Below are 18759 nucleotides of genomic sequence, written 5' to 3'. Positions count from 1 at the left end.
GCCCTTGTCCACTAAAATAGAAGATTAGAGGCTCTTAAGGTCAGAAGAAGCGACAAAATCGAGATTTTTTGCCTTTTCAACAGCAGGTTTTTTAGAGGAATTTCCCTATTTCATAATGACTACTCTACACGGTAATTGGCTGATTGGTTCGCAAGATAGTGTTTTTTTTCTTTGGGGTGAACAGTGGCAAGGGAAGGAATTAAGTGAAACAAAGGAAAATCATCCTTTTTGTCTAGAATCCGGGGCATTAGCCCAATTTATCGGGAAATTTTCTCCTCAGCTTGACCGCTATTCTCCAGAATCAATCAAGCTCAGTTTACCTAGTTATTCCCCCCCAAGGAAAAAATATTTTTTACCGCTGCTGTCTGGGCAAATTCTCGAACCCACAGCTAAATCCTTGTCTTGGCAACCATGGCAGATATCAGGATTAACTTTTTCTGCGGGGATGATAGTACAGTTATGGGAGAAATTGCCCCTAGCTAAGGCCGAATTTATCGGCAATGATCTACGATTTTGGCTATATTTGCACCGTTGGAGTTTAGATTTATTAGCAAGGGGGAAATTTTTAGCGGGAATAAATCAGGGTGAAAGTTGCTGGTATCCCCTGCTGGATAGTACCATCGATCGCACTCGTTTAGCTAAGTTTATCCAAACCATCCCCCCGGTCTGTCTTGCCTATCAAGAAAATAGCGAACCACAAACAATTATTCTCGATTGCTTAAAAAATATTGTCGATGCTCGTTTGCGACAAAAGATAGATAGTAGTGTTAATATTTCCCCCTCATTGATGGTAAAACCCTGGTTACAATCTTTAAGCGGTGATCATCATGAGATTGCCTTAGAAGCCAAGAATTTACAGCGTCTAGAAAATGCTTATCATAACTGGGTGTTTCCTATCCAAGAAAGTTTGGTTAATGGCAATAATCGCCAATTAATCGAGAATCAATACCGTGTATGTTTATGTTTACAACCTCCCAGTCTAGGGACAGTGTGGAAACTCACCTATTATTTACAAGCGTTAGATGATCAAGAATTTCTCATTAGTGCCAAGTTGATTTGGTTAGAGGGCAAAGAAAGTTATCATAGTTATCAAAGAGTTGTCAATAATCCTCAGGAAATTCTCTTAAAAGGATTGGGATTAGCGGCGCGATTGTACGAACCAATTAGAATTAGTTTAGAGCAAAGACACCCGGAGGAATGTTCTCTTGATTCGCTCGAAGTTTATCAGTTTATTCGCTCGATCGCTTGGCAATTGCAAGATCAGGGATTAGGGGTAATTTTGCCAACGGGTTTAACTGCTGGTAGTAATGAACAAAGATTAGGAATTAAGATTGCTGCCAGTGTAACTCCCAAAAAAGGAGAAAGATTAAGTTTAACCAGTTTGTTAAACTTTCAGCTTAAATTAGTGGTAGGGGAACAGGAAATATCGAAAAAAGATTTTGATAAGTTATTAGAGAAAAAATCGCCGGTGGTGGAAGTGGGGGGCAAATGGTTAATCCTACAACCTACGGATGTCAAAGCAGCTCAGGCAATTTTAAATAATACCATCGCTCCCCTTAATCTCTCGGTGGAAGATGCCCTGCGCTTGAGTTCAGGAGATAATAATCTAATTGCTAAACTGCCGGTAGTTAATTTCCAAGCGGAGGGAGCATTAAAGGAATTAATTGATAATTTAAATAACAATCAAGGTATTCAATTAATCAACCCACCGCGGGAATTTCGGGGGGAATTACGTCCCTATCAACTCAAGGGAGTTAGTTGGTTAGCTTTCCTAGAAAAGTGGGGTTTAGGGGCTTGTTTAGCCGATGATATGGGTTTAGGAAAAACCCCGCAATTAATCGCTTTTTTACTAGCATTAAAAGAAGAGGATATGTTAGTTAATCCTGTGTTAGTGGTGGCTCCCACTTCTGTGGTCAATAACTGGGAACATGAATTAAGAAAATTCGCTCCCACCCTGGCTGTTTTTGTGCATCATGGTGAAAAAAGATTAAAAGGTCAAGCTTTTGCTCAAGAGGTAAAAAATAAATCGGTTGTTATTACCAGTTATCCTTTAATCTATCGCGATCTGTCCACTTTAGAAGCAGTACAATGGCAAGGTTTAGTTTTAGATGAAGCTCAAAATATTAAAAACTCTACGGCTAAACAATCCCAAGCAGTGCGAAAAATACCCGCAGGATTTCGGATTGCCTTAACGGGAACTCCCGTAGAAAATCGCCTGACGGAATTATGGTCAATTTTGGATTTTCTCAATCCCAATTTTTTAGGAACTCAAACATTTTTCCAGCGTCGTTTTGCCCTTCCTATTGAAAAATACGGCGATCAAGAATCCCTGAATAATTTACGTTCCCTTGTCCGTCCCTTGATTTTACGGAGATTAAAAACCGATAAAAATATTATTGAAGATTTACCAGAAAAACAGGAAATGAATATTTTTTGTGGTTTATCGAAAGAACAGGGACAACTTTATCAACAATTAGTCGAGACAACGCTCCAGAAAATTGAAGAAATTCAAGGAATTCAGAAACATGGATTAATTTTAACCTTGCTAATGCAACTAAAACAAATTTGTAATCATCCCGCCCATTTTTTGAAAGAAAATAGTTTAGAAACCAGTCAAAGATCGGGAAAATTATTACGCTTAGAAGCCATGGTAGAGGAAGTGATAGCAGAAGGCGATCGAGCTTTAATTTTTACACAATTTGCCGAGTGGGGAAAACTCCTACAAACCCATCTCCAGAAAAAATTAGCCGAGGAAATATTATTTCTCTCCGGTTCTACCAAAGCCAAAGATCGGGTAGAAATGATCGAGCGCTTTCAAAATGATCCCCAAGGGCCAAAGATTTTTATTCTCTCCCTGAAAGCGGGGGGAACAGGATTAAATTTAACCCGCGCTAATCACGTTTTTCATATCGACCGATGGTGGAATCCAGCCGTAGAGAATCAGGCCACCGATCGCGCTTTCCGCATCGGACAAAAACGCAATGTTCAGGTACATAAATTCATCTGTACGGGAACCCTAGAGGAACGCATTAATGAGATGATCGAAAGCAAGAAACAATTAGCGGAACAAACCGTAGATGCTGGGGAAAATTGGTTAACAGAATTAGATACCGATCGCCTGCGAGATTTATTATTATTAGATCGATCGGCAATTATTGATGAAGAAGAAACCGATTAGAAGCGAACTACCTGATAAACCGTGGAACCATTCTCAAACAGGGGCCGATAGTAGATACCGCTACAATTGTAATAAAGCGTATTGTCAGTCGTGATTGTGGTGCAGCCGTCGGGAAGATAGGTGACAATCGCACCGATGGGAGGGGCCACCACCGTGTAGGAACTACCGCTAGGCTGAAGATAGATGCCGTCCGAGTAAATGTAGGAAGTGGAACCCACATAGACGGTATTGTAGTAGGGGGGGAGAGTAGCGATCGCTGAACCGATGACTAGGCCAGTGGTCAACCCCACCCAACCCCAACCCGGGGGGACATAATAACCGCCACCGTACCAACCGCCACCACGCCAGTAACCGTTGCGATTATCGTCAATAAAGTTCTGACGGTTCTGTTGGCGATCGCTAACCTGCTGCTGCCGTTCACCCTGTCTTTCGCTGCGTTCCCCTTGACGGGTATCGGTTCTTTCGGTGCGTTCCCCTTGACGGTTTTGTTGACTGGTTTGCCGTTCCCCCTGTCTTCCAGAAAAATCTCTGGAAGGTTGGGAACGATTACTAAAATTCCCCCGGTTTTGCAGATCACTACTGCGGCTAACCCGTGGGGAAGCTCCACCACCCCCACGACTACCACCACCACCGCCACGACTACCGCCACCACCGCCACCGCGAGCGTCCACATAATCCGTTACCAGTAAACTTGTACCCAAGAGGAGGGCGGCAAGAACACATAAGTTTTGACATAAAGATCTTTTCATGGCCCGGACTCCTTGATTTTTTTATCTTCCCAGATTATTTTCTGCAAGCGTTCGACGGTTTCTGGTGCAAAAAAAACGCTCTCCTGTTTCTACACGAACTCTGGCGGGAACATTTTCTATAATAAATCTGGGTTGGGTTCATAATTAATATCGCTCTTCTGGGACTTTTGAGAATGTCCCTGTCAGAACAGAATCGGCTTAATTCTTCTGAGAACATCCTGGAGCAACTGTTCTGGACACTTGCCGATAAAGCTCGCTTTTCTCGCTCGGAAGTCCAACGATCGCAGCTGATCTACCATGATAACTCCTGTCACTGCCTCTCCATCTGGAATCTTGACGTAGAAAGGGTTCTGGCGTTGCGTATTGCTCACCGGACAGACAAAGGCAAAACCAATCTTGCGATTAAAATCAATATGGCTTACCACCAGTGCTGGACGATTACCCATTTGCTCATGCCCAATTTGTGGGTCGAAGCTCAACCGCAGGAAATCTCCACGTTCTGGAATGTATGTCACCAAACCTCCTCTCCCATTGGCCGTCCCCAATCCACTTCCGGCTCCGGTGATTCAACAACCTCAGCCAGTAGTTCTTCTAGGCTTAACTCAGGCAAGGCTTGAATTAGCTCAATTACTAGCTTTCCGTTTTCCACAGAACATTCAACAACGTCATTGGGATTGAGGTTTAGTGCTTCCACCGCATACTTGGGAATCCGAATCGCTAAAGAATTACCCCAGCGTCCAATCTGCGACTTCATTATCCCACCTCGAATTCGTTAGATATTCAAAGTATATCAAAACGCTGATTTAGGGGAATACCGACAAGCGATCGCATTTTATGAACAGGGTTTACTGCTGGGATTGATTATCCCTAGGGGGTAAAAGTTCGATAGGGATCGACTCTGATCCCGGTTGGAAAGTGAAAGTATCGGCGGGTGTACTGGGATTAAAATTCCAGTCGGATAATATTGCCGTGTACTGGGGTGAACCGGGTAGAGTTTTATAGGTGATAATCGCTTTCCTCAGTAGGGGGGTGGCATCCTGCGTGACCCAGATTTGATAATCGCGATCGCTACCGATCAGCAGCAGGTGATACATCGGTTCGCGGTTGACCATGTCGTTGCCGATAAAAATAATTTGCCTGACATCGGCCATTAGATCTGCACAGGGATCGTTCGCTGCTAGATTTGACATGGGAATGCTGATCCCGTACCTTTGCTCTACTTGGTCTAAGGCTTCATCTAGAGTATTCGGTGCCGGTTTCGTGACGTATAGATCCCGTTCCAGATCCGCGAGGGTGAAGGTTTTACCGTCGTAAAAAAAGCGGGTAACTCGTTCGTCTCCAGTGTAGTCCGAGCGCAGGCGATCGGGTTTCTCTACCCAGATGTTTTGATAGGCGCTGTACTGAACTTTCGCCCCGGAGTCGAGTACATCGTCATAGGTGACATCCATATTGACGGTGAACGATCGCTGTTTGGTTAAATTAGCACAGAGCTGCTCGATCACCTGTTCCGCCGTTTTTGGGCGGATTTCCTGGGATAGAGTCGGTATTTCCGCCAAGACTCCTGCGGCGGTGACCGAAGGCAAAAGTAAAGAAAGAATCGGCATAAAGCGACGCATAATCATCTAATATTCTCCAAGGCGATGGATTGTTTTGGTTAACGACCATTGTGTAAACTGACTAAACGAGCGATAAAAACGGCGGGATAGAGAACTCCAGTCATTCCTTCTAAATTGGCTAGAACTCTAGCGACTTTACTGGTAGGAACTATATCACCGTAACCAACCGTGGCCAGGGTAGTAAAGCTGAAATGAAGTAGATCCGCCTGGTTGACGGTTTTAGCGGCGGAGCTAAAGGCATCGGGTTCAAAAATATGGACGATACTATAAGCGGATGCCCAGAAAAATCCTAAGAGAAAATAGACACAAATTCCCCCTTTGATGATATCGGATGTTACCTGTTCGGCGAGAATTAATTCTCGTAAAATCGAGTACACGCATAAACTAATAAAAGCTAGAGAAATTAATGTACTAGACAGATCGAACCAACCGGTTAAATCGCTATAAATAGGGATAATCGTGCCGAATACTCTCAGGATAAGTGCAATTACAAACAGACCGATATTACATCTTAAAGCCAATTTACTGCGATCGATCTGATAGACGGCGATGATCAGGGAGAGGGAGAAGAAAAAGAAAATCAGCAAATCTCCCAGGGGTAGATATACTAAAAATGGGTAAATAATGTAGAGCAAGACTAGATTTGCCAGCAGTCGATTGTATTTATTTTCTGTTGCCCGCATCAATTGACGAAATTTCATAGCAGCGAACCTTTAATTGGCTTAAGCATATATCAACTCTTGCTTTAAGGGCTTTTCTCTCTATTCTAACTCTCCTCCTCTGACAGAAGAGGGATAAGTTAGATCTTAGCGTTCAGATCTTAGCATATAGTACAATTAATACTAAGTAGCTGGTTATAATTAAATTAAAAATGGATTTTAGGTTCGATCCCCCCTGCCCCCCTTGATAAGGGGGGTGTCGATAGGCGGGGGGATCTGATAATTTTTAACGCCTAACTACTTAAATCCCCTTATAATAAATGAAATTAAAAGCTTGACTAACTATCATTGGCTAACTTGTCATTGATTGTTAAGCTAAACGGCGCTTAACCTGCATGATCCAACAGCTATAACCCTTTTGGAGTCTATATCGGTGATCCGAAGTAAAAGCCGTTTAGCTTATCAGCTTTTCAAAAAAGGATTTTACTATTATTTTAGTGAGATTCAATCCCTGGCAGTTTTTTCAATAAAAAACGGTTCTTCTCAACCTAATATGTAAAAACGGAAGAGCCTAAAAAACTAACAGAGTCACTAGCAGTAACAGTGCCAGATTAGTCGGCCAATAAAGTAGCTTTGGGATTAAGTTGTTTTTATAATGAATCCAATCAAGTTTGATATTAGAAGCAAAAAGGATGGCATTAATTGCCACTAAGAGGATCATTATATATAGTATGAAATAGAAATAATCGAAATAAATAATACCTGCCGTGATAATTTTTTGTCTGAGATTAATCTGATCGATAATGATAATAAAAAGAAAGGCTCCACAAGCGGAAACGATCTCTAAAGCGGTAAAATCTTGATTTTCACCGCTCTCTTTATGTTTGATGATCAGTATTTGAATACAAAAAAGCAGTAATAGGACAACAATAATTATCATCATATTGCTGATCAGTATATTGATAAAATTTCGTTGAAGAACAACCGTAAAATAGAGTTCGGGAAAATTGTCCTGGCCGATATAGCTGTTAATGCCAAAATTGGTATTATAGTTATTGAGTTTGTACTGGAAAAAACTACTCTTAAGATTCCAACCAGGTAAAACAAAATCCTCTGCTAAACCGGGTAGGGAAGTAGGAACCATCAAATCGTAGGCATCAAAATCTGGGGTGAGGATGATATTTTTGTAGAAGTCTTTAGGCCAGAGGCGAATCCAGACATCTTTAACATCAAAGGGATACTTAGAATAATCAAAGTTTTCCCGGAGTTTAGCTTCAAAATACCAGAGGATCACTTCAAAATTTTGGTCTTGATGACGATAAATTTCAGTCACATTGGGATCAACTGCTTCGGGAAGGATAAAACCCCGACTGACGTTTTGAGGGATATTCTTATCATACTTTTGCCAAATATAGCCCTTAACAAACACATCATTAGCATCTTCAAATTCTAGAGACTGCACAAAAACTCCTGTGGAAATATAGAGGGGGGAGTCTTTAGGGTTTTCGGATTTACGAGATTGTAAGAATTTATTTAAACCCTCTTCTTTCAGAAGCACTATATTGTTTTTCTGTTCGATTTTATGTTCAGAGATTTGGAGATACCAGATAAATCCGATTCCCGCCAGCAAGACAACAGAAGTGGAAGAAGAGACAGCCCAAAGACTGCGAACACTGCCTTTATAAGCGCGAAATAGTAGGATAAATAGAAAAAAGAAAAAGCTAATTATTTGTAAGTTAATCAGGATAAGTTTATTATATAAGCTCTTGGTGTTTACTAAAATTTCATCTTGAATGAAGACAGCAGCTAATGTCCAACCTGTAGTAGGAATAGGTTCAAAAAATATCCAGCTAGATTGTCCCGTTAAGGGATTTTCAAAATCCATTTCAATCTTAGAGCCTTTGAGAGCTTTTTCGGCGGCAACTCGCAATTTTTCAGATTTATACTGTTGAGAAATTTGCCAGATGTTTTTTTGCTCTTTAACCCAATCTTGTCTAGGACTATAGATAAAAGTTCCTTTCTGAGATAAAAGAAATCCGTAGCCAGTGTTCCCTAGTTTGAGGGAGTTCATTAAGTTTTTTACCCCATCTAGGGAATAGTTGGCGAATACTACCCCAGAAGGAATCTTTTTTTTGGTTTTCGGATTGAGGCGATAAAAAGGAGTGCTAAATTCTGCGAGGAAAGTGTTACTTGCTACTCCAAAATAAGGTTCTAGCCAAACTGAACCGGAGGCTAAGGGATGGATATACCAATCACCCTTTCCAGGTTGAGTATAATCGTAAAAAGATTCCAGTTGCAGTAATTGCAGTTTACCCTGTTTTCTGATGTAGTAGGGACCATACAGACGAATCTGAGATTTGTAAGTATAGGGAGCATAAGCCGCACCGACTCCGAACCAATTGGGATTTTGTTCTATCGTGCTTTTTAATCGCTCAAGCAACTGTTGATCTTTAAGTTTTCCTTTACTGATATCCTGCGCGATAGAATTGGCACTATCCTGGAGTTTACGAAGCTGGTTATCAATTTCTTTAGCGGCGCGGACAGCTTCTTGTCGGGCCTTATTTTTCGCTGTTTCTCTGGTTTGATTTTTCTCCCGCCAGTAAGCATAAATGGTGAAGGTCGCCAACAAGAAACTGATTATGCAGAGAGTCAGGGACAGTCTAAAGATTCGTTGTTGCCAAGGATTGGTTTGAGTTTGCATTTTGACCTAACCTTATTTTATTTTAATAATCTTTGCCGAGAATCCGATCACAAAAATTGCGATCGCTTGCTTTTACTTTGGGGTTATGCTGTAAATAATCCTTTAACCACTTGCAAGCGTATCTTTGGATATCTTTAGGTGTTAAATCGCGAGCCAAATCCCAAATAATTATTGTTTTGTTGCTGCTCCCGGAGACAAGAGTTTTACCGTCTTGACTAAAATGGATAGCGTTAACATCAGCCCCAAACCCTGGCAGCATATTCACTAAAGTACCGTCTAGTTGCCAAATTTTAATGGTATCATCACTACTAGCCGAAGCAATTTGTTGTCCGTCGGGGCTAAATTTAACGTCCAACACCGAATTAGAATGTCCTTTGATGGTTTTAACAGAGGAAGGAAGCCATTGTCCCTTTTCATCAGTCTTCCAGAGTTTAATAGTATTGTCGCCACTTCCAGAAACGAGCATACGACCGTCTGGGCTGAAATCAATCGCTAAAACGGGACTTAGATGTCCTGTGAGAGTAAGAATACTAAGCAAAGTGCCATGGCCATCTAGCCGCCAGATTTTGATCTTATTATCGGCACTTCCAGAAGCAATAAACTTACCATCTGGGCTAATCGCCACTGTCTCAACAACATCAATGTGTCCTCTCAGGGTATTGAGCAATTTACCATCTAGCCCCCAGATTTTGAGTGTTTTGTCCCAATTCCCTGAGACAATAAACTTACTGTCGGGGCTAATTACGAGGTCGTTAACACCACCAGTGTCTCCTTTCAGGGTATTGAGCAATTTACCATCTCGCCGCCAGATGTTCACCTTTCCGTCTGGACTTCCTGAAACAATAAATTGACCATTAGGACTAATCTTGACAGTGCTAACTGAATCTTTACGTCCTGCCAGTTCATTCAAGAATGTCCCGTCTGACTTCCAGAGTTTGAGCGTTTTATCCCAACTTCCTGAGACAATTAGATCAGCATTCCAATCTACAGCCGACACCACATCGCTATGGCCAAAAAGGGTGGTCACTAATTTACTGTAAGGTCTCCAAAGTCTAACCTCGTTGTCGTCACTCCCCGAGGCAATTTGCAGATTTTTACCGTCGTTATGGACATCAACCGTATTAACCGCATCGCTATGTCCCCGGAGAGTCATCAATAATAAAGTGCCGTCAAGTTTCCAGAGTCTGACCGTTTTGTCATAACTTCCCGAAACGATTTGCTGACCATCTGGGGTAAAAGTCAGCCCGTTAACAGAAGCCTCATGCCCTTCCAGTGTACTCAGCAACTTCCCGTCTCGTTTCCAGATTTTGATTGTTTTATCCCGACTACCTGAAGCAATCAACTGACCATCCGGGCTGAAAGCGACTGCCTTAACTGTATCCTGATGTCCTTCCAGTTTCCTAAATAAGGTGCCATCTCGTTTCCAGAGTTTAACAGTTGTATCGTTACCAGCAGAGGCAATCAACTGACCATCGGGGCTAAAAGCAACTGTGAAAACGTGATCCCGATGCCCTTTAAGTGTCCTCAATAAACTCCCGTCTCGTTTCCAGAGTTTAACAGTTGTATCGTTACCAGCAGAGGCAATCAACTGACCATCCGGGCTGAAAGCCACTGCGTTAACTGTATCCCGATGTCCCTTCAGTGTCTTTAATAGGGTCCCGTCTGTTTTCCAAAGTTTGATTGTATTGTCTGTACTAGCGGAGGCGATCAACTGACCATCGGGGCTGAAAGCCACTGCATTTACTGAACCTTTGTGTCCACCACGCTTTTCATCAAGAGTGGCTAATAAACTTCCGTCTCTTTTCCAGAGTTTGAGCGTATTGTCTGCACTAGCGGAGGCAATCATCTCACCATCGGGGCTAAATTTGACTCCTAAAACATCGCCATAATGTCCTGAGAAGATATTAGCTTGTTTGATGCCATAGAGGGCTATCTTGAGCATCTCTTTCAGATCATCTTTCCGCTCGGGCGGTAGATTAACGAAAGGTATTGACTCTAAATCTGTTTCTAGCCGCTTGGCTTTGATGGCTGCTGTCAACGCTTCCAATTGTTCATTTAAGGCAAAGGAAGCTTGACTGGTTTGACGGACTGCGACAATCTCGCTAATGGCTGCTTTGCGATACTCCTTGGCGGCAAACAACCCCGAGCAAGTGGCCACTCCCCCAAGCAAACTGACGACGACTAACCACTGCTTTTGCCGTCTGGCATTTTTTTTCTCTTGTTCTAGGCGTTTTTCTACCTCTTGGGTTCGTTCTTGCTGAAGCTTGAGTAACTTTTGTTGTCGTTCTTTTTCTGCTGTTTCCGCCGCTTCAATGGCCGTCTGACTAGCTTGAATAAATTCCTTATGTAACTCGGTTGCCGGTGGTTGTTTGTTTTGTTGCTCAATTTTCTTTAACCAAGCTTGAGCGAGGACAAATTCACTGCCTCGTAGTAGTAAGTCAGCATTTTTTTGGCTATTTTCCCATTCTTTGGCTCTCTGTAACCATTTGCTATGGTTATGAACGTGATCTCTGTCCGTATGTATGGTTCTAACTAACTGAGTAAAATTGGTCAGAAAGTCCCCGCCATGCTGACTAAAATCAAGCCACTGAATACTAGCTAAGGCAGCGGGCAAATCTTTGGCTGCAACTTTTTGGTGTAAGATCGGGATAATTCGCTTATTTAATTTTTGGGCATATTCCACCTCATCAGAACAATAGGGGGAATTGATTGATTTGGGAGAAATAATAAATACAAAGTTGTCGGAAATTTCAATGCCTTGATAAATTTCTCGGCGAAAATCTTCCCCGGAAGCGATACTTTCTTGATCGAACCAGGTGAGCTTTCCCAGGGAGATTAGGGACTCATTTAATCTTCTTGCTAAATCTGAATCGGCACGAGAATAAGAGATAAAAACCTCTAAGGAAGATGCTTTAGGTTGATTGAGACTGGCGGTAATAAATTCTTCCTGTAGCGGTAAGGGAGGGGATTCTGTTCGCTGTTTAGCTACCTTCAGCCAAGCTTCAAAATGTTGGAGATTATAGCCCCGCAATAGGACACTAGGGTTGTGGGTTTGCTGCTGCCATTTCAAGGCTTTGACCAACAGGACTTTATGACTTTCATGATAAGCAGCATCCCTGTTTAATTCCTTCAATAATTTATCGATACTACTGCGATATTTTTCCCGATCTTCATATTCAGTTAATTCAATAAATTGTAATTTCTGTAACTGGGAGGGGATTAACTCAATATCGGTCTTTTCAATCAGCAGAGGAATAATGCGTTTGTTGGTAGCAAAAGCGTGAGCAAGTTCTAGATAACAGTATGATGATTGCAGGGCTTCTGGAGATATTAAATAAACAAAGTTATCCGCCCCTTCAATGCCTTTATTAATTTCTTCCTCAAAGGCAGTTCCCGTTTTAATATCTGTCTGATTAGTCCAGATGGTAAAGCCTTCGCGCATCAGAGTCTTGCCAATTTTCTCCTTGATGACATTAACTTTTTCCGACGATGACAGAAAGACCTGTGTCATCAAATTATTAGCATTTTTACTGCTTTCGCTAATAAATTCGCAGTGTAAGTCCGTGGGCAAGCAAGGCGGCTGTTCCTCAGTAAATCTATGTTTTAACCACTTTTCTGCTGCCTGTCTCTCTTCGCCAATTAACAGATAATTAGTTTGCTTATGATTCCTCGACCAATTTAAGGCTTTAACTAAAAAAATACTGTGCTTTTCGACATAATTTTTGTGCTGATGAATTGCGCCGATCAAACCAGCAAAAGAGCTTTCAAAATCATCAATTTCTTCTCGGAAATAGATCCAGTTAATTTTGCTGATCACTGGGTGCATATTCGGAAAACTAGAATCCCTTCCCTCAGCTTGATATTCTTGCCAGTCAGCTTCAGTTTTATCTGGATTTCTTTGCCGCCAAGTTTCTTGGCTAATTTGTTCAACATGAAGCAGCGGAATAATGCGCTTATTATACTTAATTGCTAGATTAATTTCTTTCAGGCAATATGGCGAATTAACTGAATGGGGGGCGATGATAAAAATAAAGTTATGTGTCCTCTCGATGCCATCATTAATCTGTTCTTGATAGTCCACAGCCAAGGGAATATCTTCTTGGTCGAACCAGACGTTTAAGCCTTCTGCTGCCAACCTTTGATTAAGTTTGATAGCCAAAGCTTTACTATCAGCACGTCCATAGGAGATAAAGACATCAAAAAAATTTTTCATTTTACTCTCCCTGTGGACTTTAGAGAAAAAGAAAAGTTATTTTCCTACGCGCGCGGAGTAAGTAGTCGGACAAAGACCCTATCTAGTAAGGACTAAAGCCCAACTACAAACCTAATTTTATTTTTTACTGGGTTGCACCGAGTAGGACCCCGTTTCCAAGTTGACGGTAAATGTGTACCAACCACTGGCTGTAGGAGTAAATTGGAGAGGGGGAGGATTGCCGTGAGTGGTAAGCTGTCCGTACACTTTCAAGTCTTCAATTCGGGAATGGGCGGGGTCGGGGTTTCTTCCCAGAAAGTCCCGTCCGTAGCCGTCCAATTCGTAATCGGCAAATACCCAGAGCCAACCCCAATTATTGGCATTGTACTTATACTCATACTTGCGATTGGCTTCCAGCTGGACATCTTTGCTAAAGATGTGAGGGCTAATTTGTTGCATATTGTTGGCGGTACTGGTCGGCTCCCACGCTTGCAGTGGTTCGGCGAAATTCCCCACTAACTGTAGGGTTTCAATCACGGCTGGCGGTTGCAAAGAGGCATTGCTTAAGGATTCAATAGAAAACCGATCTTGAGCAGCGTCGTAGGTGAATTGGTAGGCTCCAGTTTCCTTGACTTCAACGAAAATATTAGGCTCGTTAGGCTTGCCATGCCAACCGCGACCGATCAGTTTGTTGGGGTGATCGGATTCCAGCCAAGCACCGAGGGCCATTGTATCCAAAAAAAGCTCCCCAGAAATGGCAAAATTTGCCCCGTAAATACCCGGTTGTAATTGCAAAGTTTTAGTCCAGATCTTGTCACCAACAGATTCCATATTGTGTTCTGCCTTCGTGGGATCGAATTGAACATCGGGATAAAAGGTGCCGAGTAATTGCAAAGAGGTCACGTCGTTCCAAATTTTGACGGGTCTTACCCCTTCAGGAGCTTTGACTTTAAACTTATATTCCTGGGGATTCATCTGGAGGGTGTAATTACCATCTTCAAAGACTTGAATCGTGATTGCGGAGTGCTTGCTCTGTCCCCCGCCGCTGCCAAAGCCAGTTCCTCCGGTGAGAGTATTTTTGCCGTTATTGTAAGCACCAAATCCCCAGTCCTCGTTGTGGTTGGCAGAGAATAAAAATTGATAGACTCCATCGGCTCTAAAATCAATGCCCCCATTCGCCTTGAGGGGGATTGTTTTCTCCCACCAATCCCCGTTTTTTGTGATTTCGTGGTTGGCACGGGTTTCATCAAATTTCTGGAACATATCTTCATCATCCCAGACAAATCCATTCAGTTGTACCGATTCAATTTTTGTTAGGTAAGTGGGATGAGGCGTGACATCAAAGGTTAAGTTTGAAGGGTTAAAGCTAATTTTATAAACATCGTCACGGTCAACTTTGATGATAATATTCTGGGCTTGGTGAGCGAGTTCTCCTCCAACCAATTTAGGTTTACCTGTACTATCCGTTCGGTTGTGATCGGCCTTGAAGGTCTGTTGCAAGTTTTGATTAGTAACAAAACGGAAAGCATAGATTCCGTTACCGTGGCGGCCTCCATTCGCCTTGAGTTCTAATTCCTTGTAATAGAGCGGGCCGTCTTCAATCATGTTGTTTTCTGGTAAAAAGGGATTCCAGTGCCCTCGGTTGTTGTTAACCGTTCCCAGTAACTGGGCACTGGCGGGACATTGAGAAATGTCCGGGTTACACAGTACCGGAATCGCCATTCCCTCGGTTTTTTGATTGACAATTGGAGTAGAAAAAACCTGATTGCTCACATCAGCCTTAACTGGGTTAACAAACACCACAAAAAAGGCAATGATGATGGTTAGCAACGTTTTCAGCCATACAGAGAGTGAATTAGTCATCATTTTTTCTCCATGATTTAAAGCAGAGAACTCCCATCGGCATCATCGAACACAGATGTTGTCGGAAGTTTTGACAAAAAACATGGCATCTCTAGGTTGAATTGAAATGCCCCCTCTTTCGTTATTACCCCAGCGAGTTATCTGTTTCTGTCCATCCCCACCAACAGTGACAGACATGGGAAAATTGTAGTGCAGTTCTTGATAGCAACCTGCGTCTAAACCAGGCATTTTAGCATCTGCAACATCAAATGTATTGCCGGATTTATTGATCATGGCAATACCTAAATCGCCTCTTTCAATAAAGAGTAAATTTGGGCTATCTCCCCCCGTGGCAATCTCATTACCATTCGGGAAGGACTGAGATTGTCCCATCATTTGCTCATGGAATGCCACCCCCGCCTGAACAATAGGATCTGAAGCATCCTCCCCATAAATTAAAGGTAATCCATCGGCACGGGAAAGCACGAAAGCATTGGCTAAGATACTATCCCTTGAATCTAATCCATAACCCCCATAAAGCAGGCTGCCCGGAACGGTATCATGGGTTTTAGCAAAGGTGACAGCATTGGGACCGGGTAAAGCTCCATTTCCACTTCCGGTATCTTCGAGAATACGCAAATCACCACCCAGACTAAAAGCTCTTTTAAGGGTATTTAATAGGGGGTAATCCGTAACATCAAGATCGTGAATAGAAGTATAGGAAAAAGCCATTCTTGGACTATCTTCGACAATTTCCCCATAGAGATAGACATCGGAGGGGACTCCCTCAAGCACTTCTTGGAAAAATCCCGGTTCAATATGTTTAAGCGCATCAAAACGGAATCCATCAGCACCAAGGTCTAAAAGCTTATTAATGTAATTTTTCGCCTCTTGACGGACATAGGGAGATTCAGTGTTTAAATCGGGCAGTCCCCCTTGTCCACTACCACAGTCTAGTCCTAGCCATCCGTGAGTAGCTTGATAGGAATCATCATAGTTTTGAATGCAGGCCCTGCCGTGGAAATCTTGAGCAGAAAAGCGTGGATATTGCAGGGTATTGGGATAATTTTCATAGTTGGCCATGTGATTAAGCACCACATCTACAATAATTTTTTCTCCCTGTTGATGGGCTGTGTCAATAAGTTCTTTTAGCTCATTTTCATTACCTAAAGGACTATCAATCACAGTAAAATCAATCGGTTGATATCTTCCCCACCACTCATTAGACGGGTTACTTAACTGGGGGGGTGAGATTTGAATATAGGTGTAACCCTGGGCTTTAAGTTCAGGAAGTTCCCTTTCAATCTCCCGAAAAGGAATATTAAAGGCATGATAGATCACATCAGCCTTAACTGGATTAACAAACACGATAAAAAAGGCGATGATTACGGTTAGTAACGTTTTCAACCCTATAGAGAGTGAATTAGTCATTATTTTTTCTCCATGATTTTAGAAATTTTCAACGGATATCGGTGAAGATTACTTCTTGGATAGAACTAGAATTGTCTTGAGTTGAGTGATTAATGATCTCGCTAACCTTGCCCTCATAGAAATAAGGATAGATAAATTTATCCTCTGGTTTCTCCTTAAAGGCATAATAAAGCTGAACGGGTTGACTATGAATTTGCTGCATGGTGATATATCCTACTAAAGCGTGTTCAAATGAATGTAGGGCATTTTTCCAAGAATGCTGTTTCGGAAAACATTTAGACTCGTTTAATGGTTGAGTAGCCAGACAAGGATAAGGTTTATTCGTCTTAGCACTTACCATGTGCCAGATTTCCTTATTTTCTGGATCGACCATGTAATTAAACCAATAGTTATAGGTTTTTGGCAAGTAAACTGCATAGCTTGGATCGACTAACCCTAAAGTTGCACTCACCTGATCCAATTCTGCTAAACTCCACCATTCTTTATCTGGGTCTATTTTGCCATTTTCATCAAACCCCCTTGCCCAAGATCCAGTTTTTTTCAGGTAAGCTGTTTCCAGAATTTCTGCTGCATGATTCTCCCCAAATAAGGTTAATTCTAAATCATCGGTTAGCTTACCGATTTGATAAATTAACCACATAGTTTTAACGGAATGGCCAAAATCCGTATGCGGTGTCCCTAAATGTTTGATGTTACTATTGGTAACAGCACCCCAAAACAGATTTTGTTGAGGACTATAAAACTGATTGATGATAATGTGGGCTAAATGATTTAGCTCTTGCTTCCATTGAGTTCGCTCTGGTTCAGCTAATGTCGGGGTTAACCACAACATATAACCATAAATTTGATCCAGTTGGGAGACTAATTCTTTTTGGTTGGCTTGCTCTCCATCCGGAGAAGGTTCTTTGACCCAATTAATCAGATCCAGAGTCGGCTCGTAATAGGTGTCAAAAATGTAGTTTTTAACCTGGATGATGTCCTTTAAAACAGCAGCATCGCGGGTGAGATAATAGTAAAATCCCATCCCACTCAGAGCATAGGCTAAATCTTGACTGGTTCTTTGTAGTTTTTCTGGTCCGGGTAAATGTTCGGGTTCATGCCAATAGCTATAAGCTCCCCCATTTTGCCGATCTAAAGCATATTTTCGCAGATAATCGGCTCCGGCTCGAGCATAGTTTAAATAAGTCTCATCACCAGTTACATGGAAAGCTACTCCATAGGCATAAACTTGTCGAGATTTGGCGCGGACATAGTCTCGATAATCCGGCTCAACCCAAACAATACCAGGTGCGGCATATTTTAATTCTGGACAAGGTGACTGAGAGTTATATAAGGAACCATCATTACAGCGATAAGTAGGAAAATTCCCCAGCGGTTGACCTAAAGCTGTCTCCATTTCCCAGAAAGGTAGCAGCTCTTCCGTCATGTGTTTCTTCCAGCGCTCACCATTGGGTAACAGCTTCAGCAATTGTTCTACATTAACTGTATTAACGTTTTTATCAGCTAATACCTGAGAGGGATAAGCAACTAAAATTCCGCAACTAAAGAGGAAAGCTAAAACAATAATAGCGATCCTTTTTCCCGTGATTTGTGTTGGCCATGACTGAGTTTGATCTAACATGATTATTGCCTCAATAAATGTTGACAACAGGCAGGATGCCTAGATTAAATGTTTCAGGAATCACACCCCCTCGGTGGTTGAAGATTTATTTAATCAAATTGCAGTTAGTATCTTTCTTGATGGCTGTTTGTACGAGCGCCTGAAAATAAGCTTCTACATCAGCAAAAGAGCGTCCAGTTATTAAATCATCATCAATGACAACTTTTTCGGGAGCCGGAACAAAAATCGCCCCGGCATTATGAACATCTGCCAAAACCACCGTATGACAAATAACCTTACGTCCCTTTAATAAGGCTGGAATGGGAGTTAAAATCCATAAAGCATGACACAAAGCGCCTTTGACAATTTTTTTATTTAACATGGCCTTGGCAAAAAAATCCACTGCTGGGGGAGTAGCAAGTAAATCCGGACTTCCTAAACTGCCTATTGGCGGAATTTCTCGCAATCTCACACTGCAATAATTTGCCGCCATAACCACAATATCGTAATTATTCGCCTCCCGATCTGCGACATCAACATCTACTACTAGAGTATGAATATCTTTAACCGGACGCTCTGGACTATCGATATCACAAACTAACTGTCTGCTTTTTGCTCCCCATAAATAGGACAGTAGCTCAACTTCTGCCCCCAGCTGCGAGAACTCCCTTTGATAATACTCAATCTCGGCTGCAATATACTCTGTCTCGAGAAGGACAGCGACTTTTTTTCCAGCTAAAGGTTTATTCACAGCTATTTTCTGGCTAAGGGTTGATTCACATTTAGCAGAG

At 42.1% G+C, this 18759-nt stretch carries 12 protein-coding genes; 1 reads left to right on the top strand and 11 read right to left on the bottom strand.

The features are described 5' to 3' along the window. Positions 1 to 115 precede the first annotated feature (115 nt). The gene (locus IM456_RS14930; RefSeq protein WP_287691652.1) at positions 116 to 3178 is read left to right on the top strand and encodes a sll1366 family intein-prone helicase; all 3063 of its coding nucleotides are present in this window, start codon (positions 116 to 118) and stop codon (positions 3176 to 3178) included. On the opposite strand, the gene IM456_RS14925 is transcribed toward IM456_RS14930, so the two are convergent. The 11 genes from IM456_RS14925 to IM456_RS14875 form a co-directional block, all read right to left on the bottom strand. Beyond that, complete coding sequence (locus tag IM456_RS14925; RefSeq protein ID WP_287706905.1) at positions 3175 to 3927, bottom strand: DUF6515 family protein; 753 nt, start codon at positions 3925 to 3927, stop codon at positions 3175 to 3177. The genes IM456_RS14930 and IM456_RS14925 overlap by 4 nt on opposite strands. Positions 3928 to 4109: 182 nt before the next feature. Further along, the gene (locus IM456_RS14920) at positions 4110 to 4442 is read right to left on the bottom strand and encodes a type II toxin-antitoxin system PemK/MazF family toxin (protein WP_043995641.1); all 333 of its coding nucleotides are present in this window, start codon (positions 4440 to 4442) and stop codon (positions 4110 to 4112) included. Further along, a complete protein-coding gene (locus IM456_RS14915; RefSeq protein ID WP_002772118.1) occupies positions 4439 to 4681 on the bottom strand; it encodes an AbrB/MazE/SpoVT family DNA-binding domain-containing protein in 243 nt (80 codons plus the stop codon). Before IM456_RS14915 ends, IM456_RS14920 begins: the two co-directional genes overlap by 4 nt. Before the next feature lie 91 nt (positions 4682 to 4772). Then, positions 4773 to 5549: a DUF2092 domain-containing protein gene (locus IM456_RS14910; protein WP_149985658.1), complete on the bottom strand. Its 777-nt coding sequence runs from the start codon at positions 5547 to 5549 to the stop codon at positions 4773 to 4775. A gap of 32 nt (positions 5550 to 5581) precedes the next feature. Next, complete coding sequence (locus IM456_RS14905) at positions 5582 to 6244, bottom strand: potassium channel family protein (RefSeq protein ID WP_149985657.1); 663 nt, start codon at positions 6242 to 6244, stop codon at positions 5582 to 5584. Between the two features lie 529 nt (positions 6245 to 6773). Next, the gene (locus IM456_RS14900; RefSeq protein ID WP_149985656.1) at positions 6774 to 8903 is read right to left on the bottom strand and encodes a cache domain-containing protein; all 2130 of its coding nucleotides are present in this window, start codon (positions 8901 to 8903) and stop codon (positions 6774 to 6776) included. A 22-nt stretch (positions 8904 to 8925) separates the two neighbouring features. Next, entirely contained in the window at positions 8926 to 13116 is a 4191-nt protein-coding gene (locus IM456_RS14895; protein WP_287691649.1) for a TIR domain-containing protein, read from the bottom strand. Between the two features lie 117 nt (positions 13117 to 13233). Further along, positions 13234 to 14961, bottom strand: coding sequence for an early set domain-containing protein (locus IM456_RS14890; RefSeq protein ID WP_287712787.1), 1728 nt, complete (start codon positions 14959 to 14961; stop codon positions 13234 to 13236). A gap of 39 nt (positions 14962 to 15000) precedes the next feature. Continuing rightward, a complete protein-coding gene (locus IM456_RS14885) occupies positions 15001 to 16368 on the bottom strand; it encodes an alpha-amylase family protein (RefSeq protein WP_287691645.1) in 1368 nt (455 codons plus the stop codon). A 28-nt stretch (positions 16369 to 16396) separates the two neighbouring features. Further along, positions 16397 to 17989, bottom strand: coding sequence for an AGE family epimerase/isomerase (locus tag IM456_RS14880; protein WP_149985654.1), 1593 nt, complete (start codon positions 17987 to 17989; stop codon positions 16397 to 16399). A gap of 85 nt (positions 17990 to 18074) precedes the next feature. Further along, positions 18075 to 18719: a DJ-1/PfpI family protein gene (locus IM456_RS14875; RefSeq protein WP_253881022.1), complete on the bottom strand. Its 645-nt coding sequence runs from the start codon at positions 18717 to 18719 to the stop codon at positions 18075 to 18077. Positions 18720 to 18759: the final 40 nt, after the last annotated feature.

Source organism: Microcystis sp. M079S1 (assembly GCF_020246425.1).
GTDB lineage: Bacteria > Cyanobacteriota > Cyanobacteriia > Cyanobacteriales > Microcystaceae > Microcystis > Microcystis aeruginosa.
Note: the sequence above shows the minus strand (reverse complement) of the source record. Positions and strands in the feature narration are given on the sequence as shown.

What these genes read in the sequence shown, in the direction of transcription:
- IM456_RS14930 (WP_287691652.1), top strand. Translation starts at nt 116, where the DNA reads ATGACTACTCTACACGGTAATTGGCTGATTGGTTCGCAAGATAGTGTT.
- IM456_RS14925 (WP_287706905.1), bottom strand. Translation starts at nt 3,927, where the DNA reads ATGAAAAGATCTTTATGTCAAAACTTATGTGTTCTTGCCGCCCTCCTC.
- IM456_RS14915 (WP_002772118.1), bottom strand. Translation starts at nt 4,681, where the DNA reads ATGAAGTCGCAGATTGGACGCTGGGGTAATTCTTTAGCGATTCGGATT.
- IM456_RS14910 (WP_149985658.1), bottom strand. Translation starts at nt 5,549, where the DNA reads ATGATTATGCGTCGCTTTATGCCGATTCTTTCTTTACTTTTGCCTTCG.
- IM456_RS14905 (WP_149985657.1), bottom strand. Translation starts at nt 6,244, where the DNA reads ATGAAATTTCGTCAATTGATGCGGGCAACAGAAAATAAATACAATCGA.
- IM456_RS14900 (WP_149985656.1), bottom strand. Translation starts at nt 8,903, where the DNA reads ATGCAAACTCAAACCAATCCTTGGCAACAACGAATCTTTAGACTGTCC.
- IM456_RS14895 (WP_287691649.1), bottom strand. Translation starts at nt 13,116, where the DNA reads ATGAAAAATTTTTTTGATGTCTTTATCTCCTATGGACGTGCTGATAGT.
- IM456_RS14890 (WP_287712787.1), bottom strand. Translation starts at nt 14,961, where the DNA reads ATGATGACTAATTCACTCTCTGTATGGCTGAAAACGTTGCTAACCATC.
- IM456_RS14885 (WP_287691645.1), bottom strand. Translation starts at nt 16,368, where the DNA reads ATGACTAATTCACTCTCTATAGGGTTGAAAACGTTACTAACCGTAATC.
- IM456_RS14880 (WP_149985654.1), bottom strand. Translation starts at nt 17,989, where the DNA reads ATGTTAGATCAAACTCAGTCATGGCCAACACAAATCACGGGAAAAAGG.